Source organism: Enterobacter sp. 22466, assembly GCF_052044775.1.
GTDB lineage: Bacteria > Pseudomonadota > Gammaproteobacteria > Enterobacterales > Enterobacteriaceae > Enterobacter > Enterobacter dissolvens.
The window spans coordinates 187,766-208,707 of sequence record NZ_JBQENX010000009.1; the positions used below are offsets into that span (position 1 = coordinate 187,766).

25 protein-coding genes and 1 pseudogene are annotated in these 20,942 nt (G+C 55.7%); 15 read left to right on the forward strand and 11 right to left on the reverse strand.

The features are described 5' to 3' along the window. Window positions 1-41 precede the first annotated feature (41 nt). Together ACTJJI_RS21110 and ACTJJI_RS21115 are read left to right on the forward strand one after the other, a co-directional pair. Window positions 42-476, forward strand: coding sequence for a DMT family transporter (locus ACTJJI_RS21110; protein ID WP_046887511.1), 435 nt, complete (start codon window positions 42-44; stop codon window positions 474-476). A 4-nt stretch (window positions 477-480) separates the two neighbouring features. Further along, complete coding sequence (locus ACTJJI_RS21115; protein ID WP_194516089.1) at window positions 481-939, forward strand: DMT family transporter; 459 nt, start codon at window positions 481-483, stop codon at window positions 937-939. A gap of 2 nt (window positions 940-941) precedes the next feature. On the opposite strand, the gene ACTJJI_RS21120 is transcribed toward ACTJJI_RS21115, so the two are convergent. The 8 genes from ACTJJI_RS21120 to ACTJJI_RS21155 are packed head-to-tail and all read right to left on the reverse strand — an operon-like array spanning window position 942 to window position 6,814. Next, window positions 942-1,469: a DUF3833 domain-containing protein gene (locus ACTJJI_RS21120; RefSeq protein ID WP_020688129.1), complete on the reverse strand. Its 528-nt coding sequence runs from the start codon at window positions 1,467-1,469 to the stop codon at window positions 942-944. Beyond that, window positions 1,466-1,990 (reverse strand): hypothetical protein, encoded by a 525-nt coding sequence (locus tag ACTJJI_RS21125; RefSeq protein WP_063411813.1) that lies wholly within the window; start codon window positions 1,988-1,990, stop codon window positions 1,466-1,468. Before ACTJJI_RS21125 ends, ACTJJI_RS21120 begins: the two co-directional genes overlap by 4 nt. Further along, on the reverse strand, window positions 1,987-2,472 hold the full coding sequence (locus ACTJJI_RS21130) for a DUF2878 domain-containing protein (RefSeq protein WP_047361994.1): 486 nt from the start codon (window positions 2,470-2,472) through the stop codon (window positions 1,987-1,989). Before ACTJJI_RS21130 ends, ACTJJI_RS21125 begins: the two co-directional genes overlap by 4 nt. Further along, window positions 2,469-3,689, reverse strand: a complete 1,221-nt coding sequence (locus ACTJJI_RS21135) for an SAM-dependent methyltransferase (protein ID WP_046887514.1) — start codon at window positions 3,687-3,689, stop codon at window positions 2,469-2,471. Before ACTJJI_RS21135 ends, ACTJJI_RS21130 begins: the two co-directional genes overlap by 4 nt. After that, complete coding sequence (locus tag ACTJJI_RS21140) at window positions 3,686-4,408, reverse strand: DUF1365 domain-containing protein (protein WP_063411811.1); 723 nt, start codon at window positions 4,406-4,408, stop codon at window positions 3,686-3,688. The genes ACTJJI_RS21135 and ACTJJI_RS21140 overlap by 4 nt, the downstream gene beginning before the upstream one ends. Then, the gene (locus tag ACTJJI_RS21145) at window positions 4,405-5,667 is read right to left on the reverse strand and encodes an NAD(P)/FAD-dependent oxidoreductase (RefSeq protein ID WP_163280893.1); all 1,263 of its coding nucleotides are present in this window, start codon (window positions 5,665-5,667) and stop codon (window positions 4,405-4,407) included. The genes ACTJJI_RS21140 and ACTJJI_RS21145 overlap by 4 nt, the downstream gene beginning before the upstream one ends. Continuing rightward, window positions 5,664-6,383 (reverse strand): SDR family NAD(P)-dependent oxidoreductase, encoded by a 720-nt coding sequence (locus ACTJJI_RS21150; protein ID WP_063411809.1) that lies wholly within the window; start codon window positions 6,381-6,383, stop codon window positions 5,664-5,666. The genes ACTJJI_RS21145 and ACTJJI_RS21150 overlap by 4 nt, the downstream gene beginning before the upstream one ends. Beyond that, window positions 6,380-6,814 (reverse strand): nuclear transport factor 2 family protein, encoded by a 435-nt coding sequence (locus ACTJJI_RS21155; protein ID WP_014831810.1) that lies wholly within the window; start codon window positions 6,812-6,814, stop codon window positions 6,380-6,382. The genes ACTJJI_RS21150 and ACTJJI_RS21155 overlap by 4 nt, the downstream gene beginning before the upstream one ends. Before the next feature lie 257 nt (window positions 6,815-7,071). Here ACTJJI_RS21155 and ACTJJI_RS21160 point away from each other — a divergent pair, with 257 nt between their 5' ends. The 4 genes from ACTJJI_RS21160 to ACTJJI_RS21175 all read left to right on the forward strand — a co-directional run bounded on the left by ACTJJI_RS21160 (window position 7,072) and on the right by ACTJJI_RS21175 (window position 9,372). Continuing rightward, window positions 7,072-7,269, forward strand: a complete 198-nt coding sequence (locus tag ACTJJI_RS21160) for a hypothetical protein (RefSeq protein ID WP_013096722.1) — start codon at window positions 7,072-7,074, stop codon at window positions 7,267-7,269. A gap of 1 nt (window position 7,270) precedes the next feature. Further along, window positions 7,271-8,041 (forward strand): hypothetical protein, encoded by a 771-nt coding sequence (locus tag ACTJJI_RS21165; protein WP_014831809.1) that lies wholly within the window; start codon window positions 7,271-7,273, stop codon window positions 8,039-8,041. 63 nt (window positions 8,042-8,104) lie between these two features. Then, window positions 8,105-8,722, forward strand: coding sequence for a TetR/AcrR family transcriptional regulator (locus tag ACTJJI_RS21170; protein ID WP_440655494.1), 618 nt, complete (start codon window positions 8,105-8,107; stop codon window positions 8,720-8,722). 50 nt (window positions 8,723-8,772) lie between these two features. Continuing rightward, the gene (locus ACTJJI_RS21175) at window positions 8,773-9,372 is read left to right on the forward strand and encodes an NAD(P)H-dependent oxidoreductase (protein ID WP_014831807.1); all 600 of its coding nucleotides are present in this window, start codon (window positions 8,773-8,775) and stop codon (window positions 9,370-9,372) included. A 55-nt stretch (window positions 9,373-9,427) separates the two neighbouring features. On the opposite strand, the gene ACTJJI_RS21180 is transcribed toward ACTJJI_RS21175, so the two are convergent. Further along, window positions 9,428-9,991 carry a TetR/AcrR family transcriptional regulator gene (locus tag ACTJJI_RS21180; RefSeq protein WP_438503411.1) on the reverse strand — a complete coding sequence of 188 codons (564 nt, stop codon included), beginning with the start codon at window positions 9,989-9,991 and terminating at the stop codon, window positions 9,428-9,430. Window positions 9,992-10,109: 118 nt separating this feature from the next. Between ACTJJI_RS21180 and ACTJJI_RS21185 the strand changes: the two genes are divergently transcribed. Beyond that, on the forward strand, window positions 10,110-10,577 hold the full coding sequence (locus tag ACTJJI_RS21185; RefSeq protein ID WP_013096727.1) for a nuclear transport factor 2 family protein: 468 nt from the start codon (window positions 10,110-10,112) through the stop codon (window positions 10,575-10,577). A 47-nt stretch (window positions 10,578-10,624) separates the two neighbouring features. On the opposite strand, the gene ACTJJI_RS21190 is transcribed toward ACTJJI_RS21185, so the two are convergent. After that, entirely contained in the window at window positions 10,625-11,164 is a 540-nt protein-coding gene (locus ACTJJI_RS21190) for an ester cyclase (RefSeq protein WP_163280896.1), read from the reverse strand. A gap of 32 nt (window positions 11,165-11,196) precedes the next feature. Further along, window positions 11,197-12,306 (reverse strand): alkene reductase, encoded by a 1,110-nt coding sequence (locus tag ACTJJI_RS21195; RefSeq protein WP_440655495.1) that lies wholly within the window; start codon window positions 12,304-12,306, stop codon window positions 11,197-11,199. 99 nt (window positions 12,307-12,405) lie between these two features. On the opposite strand from ACTJJI_RS21195, the gene ACTJJI_RS21200 reads away from it, so the two are divergent. The 8 genes and pseudogenes from ACTJJI_RS21200 to ACTJJI_RS21235 all read left to right on the forward strand — a co-directional run bounded on the left by ACTJJI_RS21200 (window position 12,406) and on the right by ACTJJI_RS21235 (window position 20,899). Beyond that, a complete protein-coding gene (locus tag ACTJJI_RS21200) occupies window positions 12,406-13,317 on the forward strand; it encodes a LysR substrate-binding domain-containing protein (RefSeq protein WP_440655496.1) in 912 nt (303 codons plus the stop codon). A 146-nt stretch (window positions 13,318-13,463) separates the two neighbouring features. Beyond that, window positions 13,464-14,078, forward strand: coding sequence for a TetR/AcrR family transcriptional regulator (locus ACTJJI_RS21205; RefSeq protein WP_050859481.1), 615 nt, complete (start codon window positions 13,464-13,466; stop codon window positions 14,076-14,078). Window positions 14,079-14,152: 74 nt separating this feature from the next. Further along, on the forward strand, window positions 14,153-15,259 hold the full coding sequence (locus tag ACTJJI_RS21210) for an efflux RND transporter periplasmic adaptor subunit (protein WP_083022051.1): 1,107 nt from the start codon (window positions 14,153-14,155) through the stop codon (window positions 15,257-15,259). Further along, complete coding sequence (locus ACTJJI_RS21215) at window positions 15,256-18,315, forward strand: efflux RND transporter permease subunit (RefSeq protein WP_440655497.1); 3,060 nt, start codon at window positions 15,256-15,258, stop codon at window positions 18,313-18,315. The genes ACTJJI_RS21210 and ACTJJI_RS21215 overlap by 4 nt, the downstream gene beginning before the upstream one ends. A 3-nt stretch (window positions 18,316-18,318) precedes the next feature. Further along, window positions 18,319-18,552 carry a hypothetical protein gene (locus ACTJJI_RS21220; protein WP_063411804.1) on the forward strand — a complete coding sequence of 78 codons (234 nt, stop codon included), beginning with the start codon at window positions 18,319-18,321 and terminating at the stop codon, window positions 18,550-18,552. A gap of 77 nt (window positions 18,553-18,629) precedes the next feature. Next, window positions 18,630-19,174 (forward strand): annotated as a pseudogene (locus ACTJJI_RS21225) (cysteine hydrolase family protein). Between the two features lie 165 nt (window positions 19,175-19,339). After that, window positions 19,340-20,278 carry an omptin family outer membrane protease gene (locus ACTJJI_RS21230; protein ID WP_014831798.1) on the forward strand — a complete coding sequence of 313 codons (939 nt, stop codon included), beginning with the start codon at window positions 19,340-19,342 and terminating at the stop codon, window positions 20,276-20,278. A 150-nt stretch (window positions 20,279-20,428) separates the two neighbouring features. Further along, window positions 20,429-20,899: a hypothetical protein gene (locus ACTJJI_RS21235; RefSeq protein ID WP_014831797.1), complete on the forward strand. Its 471-nt coding sequence runs from the start codon at window positions 20,429-20,431 to the stop codon at window positions 20,897-20,899. Window positions 20,900-20,942: the final 43 nt, after the last annotated feature.

Genomic DNA, 20,942 nt, shown 5'->3' on the forward strand with positions numbered 1-20,942 from the left:
GACCGACGTAATCTTCCCCGCCTGCAAAAGGAGGAATAACAATGCAGTTTGTTTTAATTTTACTTGTGATTGCCGGGGGTATGGGGCTTTCCGTAGAGGCTGGCCTGCTGGGGCCGCTGGGTGGAAAAGTCGGCGATTTATGGGCCACCTTCAGCATTTTTGGTGTCGGCGCCGCACTGACATTTCTGCTGATGCTGTTCTTCAGCCCGCGCAACAGCCCGTCGTTTTTTGCCCAGCCCGGCTGGCAGTTGCTCGGCGGGGTTCTTGGCCCGGTTTACGTGGTGATCCTGACCCTCGCCACCCCGGCCATCGGCATCGCCCTGACGATGATTGGCATTCTGGCGGGGCAGGTTTTTAAAAGCCTGCTGATCGACCATTACGGTCTGCTGGGCACACCGCACAGGAAGATCAACGCGAAACGGATCGTCGCGCTGGGTTTTATTATTGCGGCACTGATTCTGGTTGCACAGGGGTAACACGATGACACTGATAATGATTATTCTGGCCGTGTGCGGCGGCGCGACGCTGAGCATTCAGGCGGCGATCAACGGACAACTTGGCAGCCGCGTGGGCGTATTCAAAAGCGCGTTCCTGACGTTCTCCGTTGGCGCGCTGGTCACCGCCCTGCTGATCGTCTTCTTTGAACCAAAACAGTCGGTCAGCCTGCTGGACGTGCCGAAATGGCAGCTTCTCGGGGCGATGTTTGGCGTGCCGTACATTGTGATCATGGTCGTGGCGGTACAGCGCATCGGCACCGCCGTCGCCACGGTCGCGGTGATCTTTGGTCAGCTCACCATGAGTATGCTGATTGATAACTTTGGCTGGCTGGGCAATGCGGCCATTCCGTTTTCGATGAGCCGACTGGCCGCCGTCCTTTGCCTGGGTATTGCGCTGTTTTTCATTTACTCAGGCAGTAGAACCGTCCCTACCCGCGAGTAACGTTACGCCTTGCGGGTAAAGAACAGCGTCACCGTGGCGACGGTGACGCCAAATTTCTTCATCTCGGTTTTATTAAACAGGTGTGTGCCATCCTGCAGGTACATCCAGTCGTCAAAGTGCAGCAGCCAGGTGCTGCCGTTGGCCTTCACGTTCATGCTGTACCGCCAGTTGAAGGCATTGCCCGCCGCCTGCCCCGTCGCCACGCCGTCAATGTCGCCCGCCGTGCCCTCATAACGATCGGTCGCCACGCGGCGGATATGCCATACCCGCTGCTGTTTTTCGCCATCGTCGTAGACAAAATGTTCATTCAGCGTCAGCGTGTCGCCAATCACGTCCCCGGCAATCTCCACGTGGAAGCGGCGGATCTGCTTCCCGCTGCGATCCTGCACCATCCCCCACGCTTCCGTTTTGCCCTGGAAATAGTGGAAGATATCAAGCCGTGGCTGCTGCTGGCGGTACTCCGTCACGTCCGTGCTGCAGCCTGCCAGCAACATCGTCACACCCAGCGCCATGATCAAAAAACGTTTCATTGTTGTCCTCCGATTAACTGCTGACGCAGCTCAGGGTATTGCGTGCGGGGATCCAGCCAGATGCCCAGAAAATGGGTACTGAACGCTTGCGACTGAGGCGGCCCCAGGGGTCTGAAAGTGCCCGATGCGGCAGGCGCGCGGTACCAGAACTGTCCCTGCTTGTCGTTGAGCACGAACGCCAGCTGCGCGCCCGGCCGGACATCCGGCCACAGTGAGGCAAGCATCCGCAGCCAGGCTTCGCTCTGCGGCTCCTGCTGCAAAACCCCCTGCGCTTGCCACTGGTCGCGGGTTGCCTCGACCAGATCGTCACTGTCGATGTCACGCGCGTAGGTAATGATGAGCGCCTGATCCTGCATCTTGCCGGTGTAGCGCCCTTCAGGGGTGCGCAACTGGGAGGTATAAACGGTGAAAGGCCCCCAGGTCAGCGTGGCATCCCCCACCTTACGCCAGTTCAGCCAGTCGGCTGCCTGGGCCAAAGGCGTGAGGGTAAGGAGTAAGAGGAACAGTCGCGCGGCTCTCATTGTTCTCTCCCCATCAGCAGGTGGTAAAACAGCATGAGCACCAGCCAGCCCGGCGCCATCCAGCTGACGACGATAAAGGTCGGCACCAGAAACGTGATCGCCCCCAGTCGCTCACCTATCAGGTACGCCACCGGACCGCCCACGGAGGCCAGCAGCATCAGCAGCCAGCCGGGTAACGTTGTGGTGCGCGTCAGCTGCGTCCAGACCGTAGCAAACATCAACCACAGCGCTACCATCCACAGGGGCATCAGCGACTCGCCGCTAAAGGCGATCAACCCCGTCAGCGCCCAGAGCGCATCCAGCAGACTGCCCGCCGCGGCCAGCAGAATGGCATAAACACGGTGTGCAGGCGGCAACATCAGGCAGGCGAAGATCGCCAGCGCGCACCAGATAATCAGGCCACGTTCGCGAAACAGCACCACCAGCGTCCAGTAGAGATCGAACGCGATAGCCATGGCGAAAACCTGCACGTAACGTTTCATACGCGCTCGGCGGTCAGCTGCACCACGCTGATGGTGCGGGCGTTAAACCCGGCTTCGCAGTAGCCAAAGTAATAGAGCCACATCCGGCGGAAGCGTTCATCGAACCCCAGTTTTTCTATCTCCTGCCAGGCATGGAGAAAGCGCTGACGCCAGTGCGCCAGCGTGCGCGCGTAGTCCGGCCCCATATCAAACAGGTTGCGCACCACAAAATCGGTATGGCGCGTCATCAGCGCATTCATCGCCGTTATGCTCGGTAAAAAGCCGCCAGGGAAGATATACCGCTGAATAAAATCCACGCTTTTGCTGTAGTCGTCATAGCGCTGATCCTGAATAGTGATGGCCTGAATCGCCATGCGCCCACCCGGACGTAGACGCGCCTGACAGGTGCGGAAGAACGTTGGCAGATAGCGTTGCCCGACGGCTTCAATCATCTCAATCGACACCAGCTTGTCGTACTCGCCGGTTAAATCGCGATAGTCGCAGAGCAGCACCTCAACGCGATCCTGCAGACCGGCACGGGCGATCCGCTCTGTCGCCCAGCGATACTGCTCCTGCGACAGCGTGGTAGTGGTCACCCGGCAGCCGTAGTGACGGGCCGCGTATTCCGCCATCGCCCCCCAGCCGGTGCCAATCTCCAACAGATGATCGCTCGGGTTCAGCGCCAGCTGTTCGCACAGACGCGCCATTTTCGCCCGCTGCGCGTCGCTAAGATCTTGCTCCTCCCCGCTAAACAGCGCGCTGGAATAGAGCAACTCCTTATCCAGAAAATGGGCATAAAACGCATTACCCAGATCATAATGCGCCGCAATGTTTTCCCGCGCCTGCGCCCGGGAGTTGCGCCGCGTCCAGTGACGAAGCCGCTCCAGCGGTCTGCCGAGCAGGCGGAACCCTTTTTCAAGCCGCCCCAGTACCTGGCTGTTTAGCGCAAGCAGTTGCAGAAGGGGCGTGAGCTGCGTGGTTTCCCACTCGCCGTCAATCCAGGCCTCTGCTGCGGCCAGACTGCCCCCGGTCAGGACGCGCCAGTAGACGCCCGGGCTGAGGATCTGCACGTCGGCATGCAGCGCGGCAGACAGCTCACCGAAATGAAAGGTCTGCGCCCCTTCACGTAGCGTGAGCGAGCCGCCACGAAGGCCGCTCAGCACGCGAAAGAGCAGCCAGCGCGCGACGCGGACGTTGCGCGGGATATCGGGTTCAAGCGCAAAGACGGGATCGGTCATGAGCGTTCACTCCTGCTGACAGGATGGTTATACAGAGGCACGCGCTTAAGCCACAGCCGCAGCGCCTGCCAGTAAATCGCGAAAACGGTTTTGAGCGTCATCAGCGGAATACGCAGCAGCAGTCCACGCAGCGCCGGACGGGTCAGCGGCGCGCGGCGAAGCGCCAGCGTGGCATCAAATACCTTTGACGCCTGATGATTTTCAATGTGCATATGCAGCGTGTTATCCGGGTTGTTGAAGCGCCAGTGGTAAATCATGTCCATGGGGTTAAACGGAGAAACGTGAAAGGCTTTCTCCGTGGGCTGCGCATCCTGACCATTGACGGCGTAATAATGACGTTCGTTCCAGGGGGTATTGCGCACTTCGGCCAGCACCCAGCGCAGCGTCTCTGCCGGGTCATAGCAGTAATAAAAATTGACGGGATTAAAATGAAAGCCGAAGTAGCGTAGCTGCGTCAGGAGCATCACCCGCCCCTGCGGACGTTCTCCGGTGAGGCTTTCCAGTCGATTCAGCACGTTCTCTTTAAGCGGCGAACCCAGCGGATAATCCGCATCATGGAACGATGCGGCGGCAAACCGGTTGCGCCGCACGCCAACGGTGGGCAACTTCTCCAGTTCGTCGAGATCGAGCCAGGCCATAAAGACCCCGTAGCTGAACGCATGCGTTTTCGGCTGGAGACGGCGGTGGCGTAATACGCCGTGATAGAGGCAACTGTTCATCGGTTTCCCTCCCCGGCTGTTATCGCATTGACGACGTCCAGCGCGCTGCGCACGCCATCTTCATGAAAACCGTTGTACCAGTACGCGCCGCAGAACCAGCTCCGCCGGTGACCGTTGATTTCGCTGCGGCGCGCCTGTGCCCGCCAGCTTTGCGGGTTAAACAGTGGATGTTCATACACAAAGCGCCGCAGCACGAAGCGTTCGTCCACTGGCGTTTCCGGGTTTAAGGTCACGCAGAACAGCGGGCTACCGGCGGGCAGCCCCTGCAAAATATTCATGTTGTACGTTACGCAGGCGCTGGCCTGATCCTGGTCGCTCAGGCGGTAGTTCCAGCTGGCCCAGGCGCGCTGACGCACCGGCAGCCAGCGCGGATCGCTGTGCAGCACCACCTCGTTACGCTGCCAGCCAATCTCCCCCAGCACCTGCTGTTCAGCCGCGGTGGGTTCGTCGAGGATGGCCAGCGCCTGGGCTGAGTGACAGGCAAAAATCACCTGATCAAAACGGTGACTCGATTCTTCAAGATGGAGGGTGACCCCCTGTGCATCACGGCTTACCCGTTGCACCGGCGCGTTGAGGCGCAGCGTTAACCGGTCGCCAAGCTGGTGCAGAATGGCGCGGATGTACTCCCGCGAGCCGCCGGGTACTACGTACCATTGCGGGCGTCGGGTGATATCCAGCAGACCGTGATTCTCAAAGAAGCGTAAAAAGAGCGGCAGCGGAAAACGTTTCATCTCCTGTAGCGACGACGACCAGATGGCCGCCCCCATCGGGAGAATGTAATGACGCGCAAAGAACGGCGTAAAGCGGTGCTGTTCTAGGAACGTTTGCAGCGTCGCGCCGGGCTCCACGTCCTCTTTCAGCGCCTGCTTCGCCAGGCGGTTAAAACGGACAATCTCCCAAAGCAGACGCCAGAACGCCGGGTTCACCAGGTTACGACGCTGTGCAAAGAGCGTCGTCAGGGTGTGGCCGTTGTACTCGAGCCCGCTCTGCGGGTTGTGTACCGAGAAGCTCATCTGCGTTTTTTGCCCGCTGATGCCCAGCTCACTGAGCAGCCCCATAAAGCGCGGATAGGTGCGGTCGTTGTAGACGATAAAACCGGTGTCGATGGCGTAGGTACCCTGTGGCGTCGGCACGTCAACCGTGGCGGTATGGCCGCCGGGGGTGGCACCGGCTTCAAACAGGGTAACCTCATGATGCCCGGCAAGCCGCCAGGCGCAGGTCAGCCCGGCAATGCCGCTGCCGATAATGGCGATCTTCATGAGCGCACCATCCTGCGCAGCAGTGCGCGCTGTAGAAACGCAGGCATCCCGGAAAGCAGCCGCAGTGTCAGACCGAATCCCGCTGGAAACGCGATGTGGTTTTTCCCTTTTTCCAGTCCGCGACGAATGGCCTTTACCGCCTCATCGACGCTCACCCTGCCCGGCATGGCGAAATCATTTTTGCGGGTCAGCGGGGTATCGACAAAACCGGGCGACACCACCGTGACCGCAACCCCTTTCGGCTCCCAGTCGAGACGCAGACTGTCAGCAAACCAGGTAAGTGCGGCTTTCGACGCGCCGTACGCTTCAGCGCGTGGAAACGTCAGCCAGTGCGCCATAGAGCTCACCAGCACCACGCGGTTACCGGCCATAAGTTGCGGCTGCAGCGCGGCGAGGCAATTGACTGGCCCCTGAAAGTTAGTGGTCATCACCCGCTCTACCAGCGCGGCGTCCACCACGCCATGCTCAAGATATTCGCAGGTTCCGGCGCAGAGGATCGTCAGGTCGGCCGCGCAGCCCGTCAGCGCCTGGCGACAGGCGTCCCTGTCTGTCATATCGAACAGGCGTACCGTAATGTTTGAACTGTGCTGATGCAGGGCTTCCAGACGCGCCGGATCCCGCCCGCAGGCGATGACGTGGTGACCGTCACGGGCAAAAGATTGCGCCAGCCCCGCCCCAATGCCTGAACTGGCGCCGGTGATCAGGACCGTCATCATGATTTCACCCTCCGCTTCACGCCGCGAACCGCCCAGCCGAGCAAGGGAAGATGTTCGTAGATCATCTCTCCGGCATCGTAGTAGTCCCGCTGGCGAATAATCCGAGCCTGTTCCACGTCCACCACAGAGCAGCCAGGCAGTTCGAGGGGCTCGCCACCGGCAATGCGCGGGTGCGACCAGTGCATGACCCAGGTGACAACAAAGCGTTGCTCGCCGATCAAAGGGGAATCAAGCGTGAAACGGCAGTGTTCGACATTCGCCAGCAGATGGGTGAAATAGCGTTGCAGGGCGAACAGGCCGTTGTGCTCGCCAAACGGATCGATAAGCGTGGCATCGGGATGGTAAAGCCCCGCCAGCGCCGAGGGCGGCTGCGAATCCAGCGCGGTGTAGTAATCAACAAACCGACTGATGACGTCAGGCAAAAGGTTCATGGGTCACATCCTGGCGGTAAACAACGTAGCGTAAGCGCATATTTAAAACTTACACAATTCGAGTTATTTGTCCAAGTTTGTACAGAAATATATTTTTATTTAGTTAATTATCATGAGGTTAGTGAGTCGCTTTCGTGCAAGGATCTGAGGCGAAATAAGGTCTGATCGCCATCGGGCTTTTTTTTCAGGTTAACCTTAAGGTAAATTCCCCCGTTCTCTTCCAGGCTTATCCTTTTTATTCATAAGGATGCCATGCGATGAGACGTTTCTTTCTCTCCCTTTTCTCCAGCCCGGAATCGTTACTTCAGGTGATGAGTCAGCAGGAAATTATTGAAGCCGTTGAGGATGGCGACCGGATTATTATCGACCAGGATGGCAACGCCTCGGTGAACTACAAAAGCAACGAGGTTCGTCAGGATTTTCTGCGCCACGTCAACGCGTTAAAGAGGGCGTGATATGGGAACGGCGATATTTATGGTGTTGATGGTCTGCGGATACTGGTACACCAGCCGCGACCTCTCTACCCGCTTCAAAATCAAGCGTTCTTTCGGCTGGGATGTCTATTTTCTGGTTGCCCTTTACGGCTCGATCTTCGTTCTGCAAGGCGTGATCGCCACCGGGCTGCTCTGGCTGCTGCTGCTCGCGCTCTCCGCGGCGGACAATACCTTCCATTTTACGTCAGAGCGTTATGCCGACTGGCAGATGGACTTTATGAACTGGAGTTTCCTGGGTATCCAGGCGCCCGTAGTGGTGATGCTGGCCTTCGCCATCCTGTTTTGTCTCTACCGCTCAAACTGGGCAGGCAGCGCCCGGCTGGACGGTGAAGGCAGGAAAAAGCTCTATAAGCGCCTGGCACAGGCGAGCGGGATTGAACAGCTGCTTTATCAGTGCATGGAGCAAGGCGAGCTGGCGCAGGTGACGCTACGGTCGGGGCGTATCTATGTCGGTATGATCCATACAGCGACGCTGGAATACGAGAAAACGGCCAATATCGTGCTTATCCCCATGCTGAGTGGCTATCGCGATCGCCAGACGATGAATTTTCGCATCGAAAATAACTACAGCAAATGGTATGACGGACATGACATCACCCTCGACTCTGAGCCCAGAAGTGCGATGGATTTCAGAAAGGTGATTATGCTCAACCAGATTGAGAGCCTTGCGCTGTTCGACCCGGCAAGTGCCAGCGTGCTCGACATGGCTCAGCGGGAAAACGCCGCGCAATGAGCTTCTCATCCGTTCAGCAAGGCGTGTAAACTACCTTTAGTAGTTAACTGATTTGAGGAAAAGATGGTTGTTAAGCGCTTAAGAAAAGAAGAACGACGCGCACAGCTGCTGGAAGTCGCGCGCGGAATTGTGCGCCAGCAAGGCACTGAGGCCCTTACGCTGGGTTTCCTGGCCGAGCGCGCCAACGTCACCAAACCCATTCCTTACGATCATTTTGGCGATCGTGAAGGGCTGCTGATGGCGCTCTACCAGGACTTCAGCGACAGGCAGCTCAAGAAATTTCGCGAGACGTTGAGCAGAGACAATAAAACGCTGGCGGAGACTATCCGTTTTTTCAGCGCCGCGTACATCGACTGCGCAATCTCTGCGGGCCCCGAAACGGGCCCCATTGCGGCGGCCCTGTCCGGCTCGCGGGCGCTGCAGATTTTCCGCGAGGCCTGCGTGGCCGACTGCGCAGACTGCCTGCGGATGGCGCTTTCACCTTTTATTGTGCTGCAAGGGGTGACAGGTGAAGCGGCCCTGACGGCCATTATTGGGGCTGCGGATGCGCTCAGTACGTCCGCCGGCAATGGGATCCTCGCGCGTAACGTCGCCGAAGAGATGCTCAGCGGCGCGATGACAGGCGTGCTGAATACCTATATGGACAGCACAAAATGCGTGCCCTGCCAGATTGACACCTAAGTTACCAATAGTAATATAGAGACCTCTTCATTCACCTTGTTGAGGTCTCTATGTCTGCATCAAACGTCATCAATACTGCCCTGATCGTGACGGCTCACCCGATCGAAACGTCGTTATCCCATACCCTTGCACAGCGAATTGCCGGGAAGTTACAGGAACAGGGTACGCAGGTTGAAATAGCCGACCTTCATGCTGAAGGCTTCTCTCCCGCGATGATCCGAGCCGATCTTGATCTGTACCACGGTGATGCCAGCGCGTTGCCCGACGATGTTCTGCGCGAGCAGCAGCGCGTCGAACGGGCTGATATGCTGATATTCGTTTTCCCGTTCTACTGGTGGTCTGTTCCCGCCCTCCTGAAAGGCTGGTTTGATCGGGTACTGACGGTGAACTGGGCCTATAAAGTGGGAGAAGAGGGCCGCATTGTGGGTAATTTACGTGATGTGCCCGTGCGCCTGGTCGCAACGGCCGGCAGCGATATCGCCGGGTTTGATAAACACGGTTATTCAGCTGCCATTCAGAGCCAGATTGTTGAAGGGGTGTTTGGCTTCTGTGGTCTGAAGAACGTGACGCTCGATATCCTCTATGAGGCCGATTCTGCCTCCCCTCAGCAGGTGGACGATTTTCTGCAAAGCCTCAATAAGCTTGTCTGAGTCATCCGGCACAGCCATTCCTGCGGGTTTGGCTGCGCACCACGTAAAACCGGGATTAGCGCGGCATCAGCGTCTCAAGCCCTCTTCTCAACTGGCTGACCACCTCCTCTGTCGCCATTCCCATTTGCGCATGTATGATGGCGCCGTCAATAAGCATCAGAATTTGCGTGTTAATAGCCTCATCGGTAATACCGGTGAGGGTGGCAATTTTTTCCCTGGTTTCAGATTTATGATTGCGGCAAATGGCTTTTATTTCACTTTCATTGTCTTCTGATTTCGCTTCTGCGCTGGCGTTAATAAACGCACAGCCATGGAATAGCGGAGAAATAAACCACGCATTCAGCGTGGCAGCTAATGCGTCCGATGCAGCCCGCCCCTCATCGAGATAGTGTCGAAGCGTGGTTTCAAACCAGTTAATCCACAGCTCGTGCCGATAGTGCAGATAGGCAAGAATAAGCAAACTCTTACTCGGGAAATGACGATAAAACGTCACTTTGGTCACCTTCGCCTGCCTGATAAGCGTATCAACGCCCGTTGCTCTGAAGCCGGTGGAATAAAAGAGTTCGTGCGCGGTAAGCAATATTTTATCTCTGACGCTGACTTTTTGATCGTTATTCATGATGAGCGTATTCACGTTTATCAGGCCTCAAACTGTGTGTTGACAGACGATTTTTACAGGCATAGATTAACGCAAGTAGACAGACCTGTCTACATACTATCAACCCGAGGTAGCCGAGATGAATACACGCCCCCCTTTACCGCCGTTCACCCGTGAAAGTGCCATTGAAAAAGTCAGGCTGGCTGAAGATGGCTGGAACAGCCGCGACCCGGCAAAAATCGCCCTGGCCTATTCACTGGACACGCAGTGGCGCAACCGTGCGGAGTTCGCCACGAACCGCGCGGAGGCGCAGGCGTTCCTTGAGCGGAAATGGAAGAAAGAGCTGGATTATCGCCTGATAAAAGAGCTTTGGGCATTTACCGACAACCGCATCGCCGTGCGCTATGCCTATGAATGGCATGATGATTCAGGCAACTGGTTCCGCTCTTACGGCAATGAAAACTGGGAGTTCGAGCCGGACGGCCTCATGAAGCGGCGTTTTGCCTGTATCAACGATATGCCCATCAAGGAATCTGAACGGCTGTTTCACTGGCCGCTGGGCAGACGCCCGGACGATCACCCGTCCCTGAGCGATCTGGGGTTATAGGAGCCTTCATCTCTCCGGGCTTCTGTCGGTTACCCGGAGAGGTGAATTTATAACACACCTAACTGTTTCATCAGCGTCAGGTTGTCTTCTAAATGCCAGTTGGCGACTATTTTTCCTTCACGGATTTGATAAATATCCGTGGCGATAAAATCTATTTTTTGCCCCTGTCCTTTCAGTTTGCCAAATGTTCCTGTGAAGTTACCGCGAAAATGTAAATGCGAAACGACGTGGTCACCGGTAATAATCATCTGCTGCACTTCACAGCGTAAATTCGGTACCGCCGTGCGAAAAGCCCTGGAGGCCAAAATAGCGCCCTCCGGCCCCTGCTTACGTCCTTGCGGCGGGGTTTTATCAATAAAATTCACCGCCAGTGCGTCGCGTGCCAGAGCCTCTTTTCCGGTATCCCAGAAGGTGACGTATTTTCTGGCGACATATTCATTTGCCGCTATTTGCTTCGCTGACAGTGCCTTATCAAAAATAAGTTGATTGGGTTTGACCAGTTCGTTCCCGGCTGAAAAAGCGGTTCCCGATATGCCAGCCAGTATTAGCACCATCACAGCCGGGCGCAGATAATGTGTATATTTCATAGAGTCCTCAAGGTGTTTAACTGTGCTGAACCTCACTGACGGGTTGCGCGATATTGCGGGTAATCGGTATATCCCACCCCGGTACCACCAAACAGCGTGCCAGGATCGCTCACCTCAGCCAGGGGTAACTGATGCGCAAGGCGGTGCGGCAAATCAGGGTTGGCGATAAACGGACGGCCGAATGCAACGAGATCGGCATAGCCTGCCGCAAGTATTTTCTCTGTTTTTTCAGGGGTGTAATTCCCCGCCACAATAATTGTTCCGCTGAATGTTTCACGCAGCGTTTGACGGAAAGGTTCCGGAACCTGTGGAGCGTCGTCCCAGTCGGCTTCTGCCAGGTGGATGAAGGCAATGCCTTTCTCTTCGCACCAGGCCGCCAGCATAAGTATGGCCTCAGTGACCTGCGGATCGTTCATCCCGCGCTGTGTGATAAACGGTGACAGACGAATCCCCGTGCGCTCACCGCCAATGGCATCAGCGATGGTCTCCAGTACCTCCTGCGCAAAACGGATGCGGTTGGCAAGCGTGCCACCATATTCATCCGTGCGAATATTCGAGGTGCTTCTCAGGAACTGGTCGATCAGATAACCATTCGCGCCGTGGACTCCCACGCCGTCAAACCCTGCCTGGATGGCATTCAACGCAGCCTGACGATACTGCAAAATAATGGTCTGAATATCTTTGCGCGACAGCGCGCGCGGCTGCGGACACTCCACCATCTGACCACGACCTGTCTCATCAACCACCCACACCTTCGCGTCCGGCGCCAGCGCTGACGGTGCAACAGGCTTACCATCCTGATGAAAACTGGCGTGCGACATGCGTCCTACATGCCAGAGCTGGGAAAAAATCACGCCTCCGGCCTGATGTACAGCACCCGTAGTGAGTTGCCATCCGGCAACCTGCTCGGGCGAATGGATCCCCGGTGTCCATGAATATCCCTGCCCCTGGGGAGAGATCTGCGTCGCTTCGGTGATGATTAATCCTGCGCTGGCTCGCTGTCGGTAATATTCAGCCATTAATGCGGAGGGAATATTTCCCGGTTGCAGGGAACGGGCGCGGGTCATCGGCGCCATAACAATTCTGTTCTTCAGATGCAGATGACCGATTTTATAGCCTGCAAAAAGTGAGGTATTACTCATGATGACGTCCCTTCTGGTGTTGGTGAAATCACTTTACAGGCGGCATCTGTCTTTGATAATTACACTGAAATCAGATTCACTTTTCGGAAAATATGAATAATGGGCAAGCTTGAAGACATGACATTGCTGGTTGAAGTGGCCGAAGCGGGCGGGCTTTCTGCTGCCGGACGTCGCTTGTCACTCTCACCCGCCACCATGACCGCCCGCCTGAAAGCCATCGAAGAACGTTATAAGACCCGCCTGTTTCATCGTTCCACACGCGCCATCACGCTGACTAAAGCTGGCGAGGCGTTCTACCACGCGGCACTGCGCGTGCTGGAGGAGATGCGCCACGCCGAGTCGTTACTGACGCAAAAAGAGGGTGTGCTCAGCGGTAACATTCGCCTTTCCGCGCCCTCAGACTTTGGCAGGCAGTACCTTAGCCCCGCCATTGTTGAGTTTTCCCGCCTTCATCCCGAGGTCAATTTCTTCGTTTACTTAAGAGAACATATTGAGGATCTGGTGGCTAACCGGCTGGATATGAGTATCCGCTTCGGCAATCTGCCGGACAGCAGCCTGGTCATCAAACATATCCGCCCGAATCACCGGGTGTTGGTGGCGTCGGAGACTTACCTTAACCAACATGGTACCCCCTCCTCGCTGGAGGCGCTGGCTGACCATAGATGCCTGGCGCTGGAGTCTTTAGGCGTGGTGATGAATGAATGGCGGTTTGAGGTTGAGGGTAAGGAACGCGTGATTCGCGTGGAGCCAGCTATGGTCTGTGACGACGGCGCGTTACTTCGCCAGTGGGCCCTCAACGGGGCAGGCATAGCGGGCAAATCATGGTGGGATGTCCAGGACGATGTCGGGAATGGAAGGTTAAAGGTGCTGTTTGCCGATAGCTTCACCGGCTTCAGTCGTTTTGACCGCAAAGATGTCGGACTTCAGTTTGTCTATCCCCAGCGAAAACTGCAGCCGCTACAGGTAACAGCATTTAGCCAGTTTTTTATCGACTGGCTTAAAATGCAATAAATCAACCGGTTGTCGCCTGCAATAACTCTTGGTAAAGAGTGATACACTCTGGCTCACAGCACTGAAAAATACATGATTAAAGGAGTGACCAAATCACACTATGGTCACCCGTTGTCAACTGATGCCCGTCGCGCTAAGCTGAAATAATGACGAAAAATATGAACACCCCATCAACGCGTGGTCCCCTTGATCACTCTGTCCGCGAGCAAATCGTCGAAGCGGCGTTTGAGCACTTCGGCCATTATGGCTATGAAAAAACCACCGTGGCAGAACTGGCTAAATCCATCGGTTTTTCAAAAGCCTATATCTATAAATTTTTTGATTCTAAACAGGCAATTGGCGAGGTTATCTGCGCTAACCGCCTGGCGCTGATCATGACGGCAGTGGAAACAGCCATTGCCGACGCGCCGTCGGCCAGTGAAAAAATGCGCCGTCTTTTCCGGGCGTTAACCGAGGCAGGCAGCGAGCTCTTTTTCCACGATCGTAAACTTTATGATATCGCCGCCGTTGCCGCGCGGGATAAGTGGCCGTCAACCGAGCGGTATACCGATGGCCTGATGAAGCTGATTGAGAGCATCATTGTTGAAGGCCGGCAAAGCGGGGAGTTTGAAAGAAAAACGCCCCTGGATGAGGTGACCTACGCCATATACATGGTGATGTGCCCTTTCATCAACCCCGTGCAGTTGCAATATAACCTCGAAACCGCCCCGACCGCAGCACTCCTCCTCCCTTCCCTGATTTTACGAAGCCTGGCCCCCTGATTTGTGACCATTGACTTTATTGGTCACTAGTCTGAGAATGCGGAAACTGTCCTTTGATACGATAAGGTTTCCCCATGCTCAGGCTTCATTCCGCCCGTTTTGCCGTTTGTCTCCTCCCTTTCGCCCTGGTGGCATGCGGTGATAACCCCGCCACCGACGATCCGCGCACCCAGCCACCGCTTGTCAGATCCGCCTCCGTTGAACCGGCGAACGACGCGTCCCGCGCGTTTACGGGTGTGGTCGTTGCCAGAACGCAAAGCGATCTCGGTTTCCGGGTTCAGGGCAAAATCCTTGAACGCCTTGTTGATACGGGGCAGACCGTTAAGCAGGGCCAGCCGTTAATGCGCCTCGATCCCGTTGACCTGAAGTTACAGGCCCAAGCACAGCAGCAGGCGGTGGATGCCGCCCAGGCCCGGGCGAGAAAAGCCACCAGCGATGAGGCGCGCTATCGCGGCCTGGTGGCAACAGGAGCTGTCTCTGCCTCGGAGTACGACCAGATAAAAGCGGCGGCGGATGCCGCCAGAGCTGAACTCAGTGCCGCCCGTGCGCAGGCCAGCGTGGCGCAAAACGCGACCGGCTATGCCGTGCTGCTGGCCGATTCCGACGGCGTGGTCATGGAGACGCTTGCTGAACCCGGTCAGGTGGTCAGTGCGGGTCAGGCGGTGATCAGACTGGCCCGCTCAGGGCAACGCGAGGCGCTCGTCCAGTTGCCAGAGACATTGCGCCCTGCCGTCGGTAGTGAAGCGCTGGCAACCCGCTATGGCAGCGAGGCACAGCCTGTTACCGCGACACTGCGCCTGCTCTCTGATGCAGCCGATACCGCCACCCGCACCTATGAAGCACGCTATGTACTGGAAGGCTCGCTGGCTAACGCGCCGCTGGGTGCGACCGTCACCCTGCATATCGAACAAAATGCTGAACGTCAGGTAATGCAGGTTCCTCTGGCATCTCTGTACGATGCAGGCAAAGGGCCCGGCGTGTGGCGGATCTCCGCGCAGCCCGCAAAAGTGATGTGGCAGCCCGTCAACGTGCTGAGCGTGAGCGATGATGCCGCGCAGGTGACGGGCGGCGTCAAGCCGGGCGAGAAAATTGTGGCGTTGGGCGCGCATCTTCTGCATGACGGTGAAGCTGTCCGTCTGGCTGAACAACGCGGTACGGCTCTGGCGGGGAGTCAGCCATGAGCGACGGACGCTTCAACCTCTCAGCGCTTGCTGTGCGCGAGCGCTCAGTCACGTTGTTTCTGATTATTCTGGTGACGCTTGCCGGTATTTACGCCTTCTTTGGATTAGGACGGGCTGAAGATCCCCCCTTCACGGTAAAGCAAATGACGGTGATTACCGTCTGGCCCGGCGCAACCGCACAGGAAATGCAGGATCAGGTTGCTGAACCGCTGGAAAAACGGCTCCAGGAACTCAAGTGGTATGACCGCACTGAAACCTATACCCGCCCGGGCATGGCATTTATCACCCTCTCCTTACAGGACATGACGCCCCCCTCCGAGGTGCAGGAAGAGTTCTATCAGGCGCGCAAAAAGCTTGGCGATGAGAGCAAAAATCTCCCGGCAGGCGTGACGAGCCCGATGATCAATGACGAGTTTGCGGATGTTACCTTTGCCCTCTTTGCGCTGAAGGCAAAGGGCGAACCACAGCGTCTGCTGGTGCGTGATGCTGAAAGCCTGCGCCAGCAACTCCTGCATGTGCCTGGCGTCAAAAAAGTGAACATCATCGGCGAACAGGCCGAGCGGATTTACATCGCCCTTTCTCATGACCGTCTGGCGACGATGGGGCTGGCGCCGCAGGATATTTTCAACGCGCTGAACAATCAGAACGTTCTCACGCCAGCAGGCTCCATAGAAACACAGGGTGCACAGATCTTTATTCGCCTTGATGGTGCTTTTGATACGTTGCAGAAAATCCGCGATACGCCACTGGTCGCTCAGGGTAAAACGCTCAGGCTGTCTGATGTGGCAACGGTTGAACGCGGTTATGAAGATCCTCCGACGCTGCAGATCCGTAACCAGCGTGAACCGGCGCTGCTGTTAGGTATTGTGATGCGGGAAGGCTGGAACGGTCTGGCGCTGGGGAAAGCGCTGGATGCCGAAACGGTTAAGATCAACGAGAACCTGCCGCTGGGAATGACCCTGACCAAAGTCACCGATCAGTCCGTGAATATCCGCTCGTCGGTGGATGAATTTATGATCAAATTCTTCGTCGCCCTGCTTGTGGTGATGGTGGTGTGCTTTGTCAGCATGGGCTGGCGCGTGGGCGTGGTGGTCGCGGCGGCGGTTCCCCTGACGCTGGCAGTCGTCTTCGTGGTGATGGAGGCGGCGGGGATAAACTTTGACCGCGTAACGCTGGGCTCGCTGATCCTTGCTCTGGGTTTGTTGGTTGACGATGCCATTATCGCCATTGAAATGATGGTGGTGAAAATGGAGGAAGGCTACGATCGCATCAAGGCCTCCGCTTACGCCTGGAGCCATACCGCCGCCCCCATGCTGGCCGGTACCCTCGTGACGGCGATTGGCTTTATGCCAAACGGGTTCGCCCAGTCGACCGCCGGGGAATACACCAGCAATATGTTCTGGATTGTCGGTATCGCCCTGATTGCCTCCTGGCTGGTTGCGGTGGTGTTCACGCCCTATCTTGGCGTTAAGATCCTGCCAGATATCGCCAAAGTCGAAGGGGGTCATGCCGCCATCTATAACACCCCGCGCTATAACCGTTTTCGCCAGCTGCTGGCCCGGGTGATTGCCAGAAAGTGGATCGTGGCCGGTTCCGTGGTCTTCATTTTTACCCTGGCCGTGTTGGGTATGGGACTGGTAAAAAAACAATTTTTCCCTACGTCCGACCGCCCGGAAGTGCTGGTGGAAGTGCAGATGCCTTATGGCACCGCCATTGAGCAGACCAGCGCCGCAACGGCGAAAATCGAAGCGTGGTTAAAACAGCAGCCGGAGGCCAGCATCGTGACCGCCTACGTCGGGCAGGGTTCACCGCGTTTTTACCTGGCCATGGCACCTGAATTACCCGATCCCTCTTTTGCAAAAATCGTGGTGATGACGGACAGCCAGACGTCACGTGAGGCGCTCAAGTTCCGGCTCCGGGAAGCGGTCGCCAGTGGACTTGCGCCGGAAGCGCGCGTGCGCGTAACGCAACTGGTGTTTGGCCCCTACTCCCCCTTCCCGGTTGCCTGGCGTGTGATGGGGCCCGATGTCGATAAGCTTCGCGACATCGCCGATAAGGTTAAAGGCGTTCTGCAGGCCAGCCCGATGATGAGAACCGTCAACACCGACTGGGGGTCACGGGTTCCCACTCTCCATTTCACCCTGGATCAGAACCGTCTGCAGGCCACTGGCTTGACCTCAAATAGCGTGGCTCAGCAGCTCCAGTTCCTGTTATCGGGTGTACCGATTACCGCCGTGCGCGAAGATATTCGTGCAGTACAGGTTACAGGACGCGCTGCGGGTGATATTCGTCTGGATCCGGCGAAGATCGAAGGATTTACCCTGGTTGGCAGCACGGGACAGCGCGTTCCGCTGTCACAAATCGGTCAGATTGAGGTCAAAATGGAAGACCCGCTCCTGCGTCGTCGCGACCGCACGCCCACCATTACCGTGCGCGGAGATATCGCCGACAATCTTCAGCCACCGGATGTATCGGTGGCGATCATGAAACAGCTAAAACCGATCATTGATACGCTCCCGCCAGGATACCGCATTGAGATGGCAGGATCGATTGAGGAATCGGGTAAAGCCACACAGGCCATGGTGCCGCTGTTCCCGATAATGATTGCCCTGACGTTACTGATCATCATTGTGCAGGTGCGATCTCTCTCGGCGATGGTGATGGTCTTTCTGACTGCCCCGCTGGGCCTTGTCGGCGTGGTCCCCACACTGCTGCTGTTCAATCAGCCTTTTGGTATCAATGCGCTTGTCGGGTTGATTGCGCTTTCGGGCATTCTTATGCGGAATACGTTGATCCTTATCGGGCAGATTACGCATAACCAGAAGGAAGGTCTCGCCCCGTTCGATGCGGTGGTCGAAGCAACCGTCCAGCGGGCACGACCGGTGTTACTGACAGCCCTGGCCGCGGTGCTGGCATTCATACCGCTGACCCATTCCGTATTCTGGGGGACGCTGGCCTATACGCTGATTGGCGGGACGCTGGGCGGAACGATCATCACCCTGGTGTTCCTGCCGGCGATGTATGCGATCTGGTTCAGGATCCGTCCTGCGAGGTAAAATATGCCTCGCGACTGGCGCCGGTTTGAATATCCGGCTTATCCGTCGCGCCTGCAGCCAGTATTCATTCAGCTCATAACTTATGTTGACGGTCAGGTTGAGCCGGTGTTATTAAAGATGAGTCGTTTCTTACGAATACGCATAGGTCAAAATATGTTTATGTCAGCCCAGCCTACAACCACCCTCACCACCACCGGCATCTGCGGCGGCGTGAGCGTATCTGTAACCGGCATCTGACAAAACAGAACCTCATTCCCCGCCAAATCGGACGGGGAATAATTCTCCGTTCATAACATGCTGAATGGAGACTCATCATGGTTTTATCTGAGAATGCACTATTAATTATCGATATGCAGCAGGGTCTTTTCAGGGGCCCGGCCTCACCCTGTTCCGCAGACACCGTTCTGAGCAATATTTGTTTGTTGATAGCACGTGCTCGGCAGGCTCAGGCGCCCATCTTTTTTGCTCGCCATATCGGCCCTGACAACCCCCCCTTCTCAGAGCAGAGCCCGTTAACGCAGCTGATACCTGAACTCGACGTCAATAACGAAGTGGATACCGTTTTCACCAAAAGATATCCCAGCTGTTTTCGCGATACAGGGCTGCAGGTTTTGCTCAATCAGCGAGGCGTTAAGCTGCTGGTGTTGCCGGAATGAAAACAGAGTTTTGTGTAGATACGACCTGCCGGGCAGCGCCGGAGTCAGGATTCGCAACGGTGCTAATTTCGGATGCACATACCACCATGGATAACGACGTTTTATCCGCAACTGACATTATTGCCCATCACAACAAAACCCTGGCTGGCCCGTTTGTTACGCTCTCAACCGCCAGTGACTATTATTTTTCATCGGGTCAGTAATTCTTTTTTAAACCAATGGCCGCCTCCTTCAGGCGGCCCAAAGTTAAATATCACTCCCTAGGTCAAATAATAAAAAAATACCAAAACTGGCAGTTGATTCTTATTTGTATGACTTTTAAGATTTGTCTGCAAGGCATTGATTAAATTTAATTTAGGGAAATAAAAATGACAAGAAATATTGTTGCGGGAATGATGATGGCCGCGTTTTCAGGGGCAGTATATGCAGGATCCGCACAAGGCATACCGGATTTTTCACCAGAAAGTTTATCGGTTTCAGCCTCTGCCGGGATGCTGAGCGGAAAATCCCATGAAATGGTTTATGACGAAGTCACAGGAAGAAAAATTAGCCAGCTCGACTGGAAAATAAAAAATGTCGCCATCCTTAAAGGCGATATTTCCTGGGATGCTTACTCGTTTTTGACACTGAACGCCCGCGGCTGGACGTCTCTGGCATCAGGCTCGGGTCATATGGATGACTATGACTGGATGAATGCAAAACAATCCTCCTGGACAGACCATTCATCCCATCCTTCGACCAACGTCAATTACGCCAATGAATACGATCTCAACGTTAAAGGCTGGATCTTCCAGGGCGATAACTATAAAGCTGGCGTAACCGCAGGTTATCAGGAAACGCGCTTCAGCTGGACGGCGACCGGTGGCTCTTACAATTACGACAACGGCACCTATCAGGGGAATTTCCCGGCGGGTGAACGCGGTATTGGTTACAGCCAGCGCTTCTCCATGCCGTACATTGGCCTGGCGGGTCAGTACCGTTTCAATGATTTTGAATTCAATGCCCTGTTTAAATTCAGTGACTGGGTACGCGCGCACGACAACGATGAGCACTATATGCGCGATCTGACCTTCCGTGAGAAGACCTCGGATTCCCGCTACTACGGTGCGTCCGTTGACGCAGGTTATTACGTCACGCCGAACGCCAAAGTGTTCGCAGAATTTACCTATAGCAGTTACGAAGAAGGTAAAGGCGGTACGCAGATTATTGATACCAATACTGGCGAATCGGGCTCTATTGGCGGAGACGCTGCCGGTATTTCAAACCGCAACTATACCATTACCGCGGGTCTGCAATACCGCTTCTGATCCTGTTGTGGTTAATCAAGATCGGGCCCCTGACGGGGCCTTTTGTGATGTTGAGTTAAACTCACATTGATTCTGACTATTTGTCGTTTTTCAAACGCGACGTCCCTGAAATATCATCCTTCAAAATTGATAAATGTTCAGGGAGCAAACATGACGCTTGACGTTATATTTCATTTAATGAAGCTGGTCTCACTAGATGAATATTCATCCGGCGCCAATTTATCGGCACTGCTGGAATCGCTGTCAGCAGAAAAAGAGAACGATGTTACCCTTGCGGCCTTTGTACATCGCCTTCACATTCTGTGTGCCGCTCACAGCGACCCCATGCAAGCTGAGGCGCTGCTCGCCGCTAATCTGCCAAAAGAAGGGGAACCCCTTCCCGTGCTGGATTTTTCAGGATGGCCGCTGGTGCGTTACGCCCTCTCAGGTGAATTACAAACGCCCGAGTCCGAGGCGTACTTTCAGAACGTCACGTCGGCTGCCACTATATTACGTGCGGCAATAATAGATTCAGAGCGTGCAAACAATAGGCCTGCGATCGCTATTCTCGATAAACTTCTCAACCTGAACGGCGCATTGCCGGAAAGGTATAAAAAAATGGCAAATATTCCATACGCCTGAAGTTTATAGAGCAGGATACGCCCGTAGCATATCCTGCTTTTGA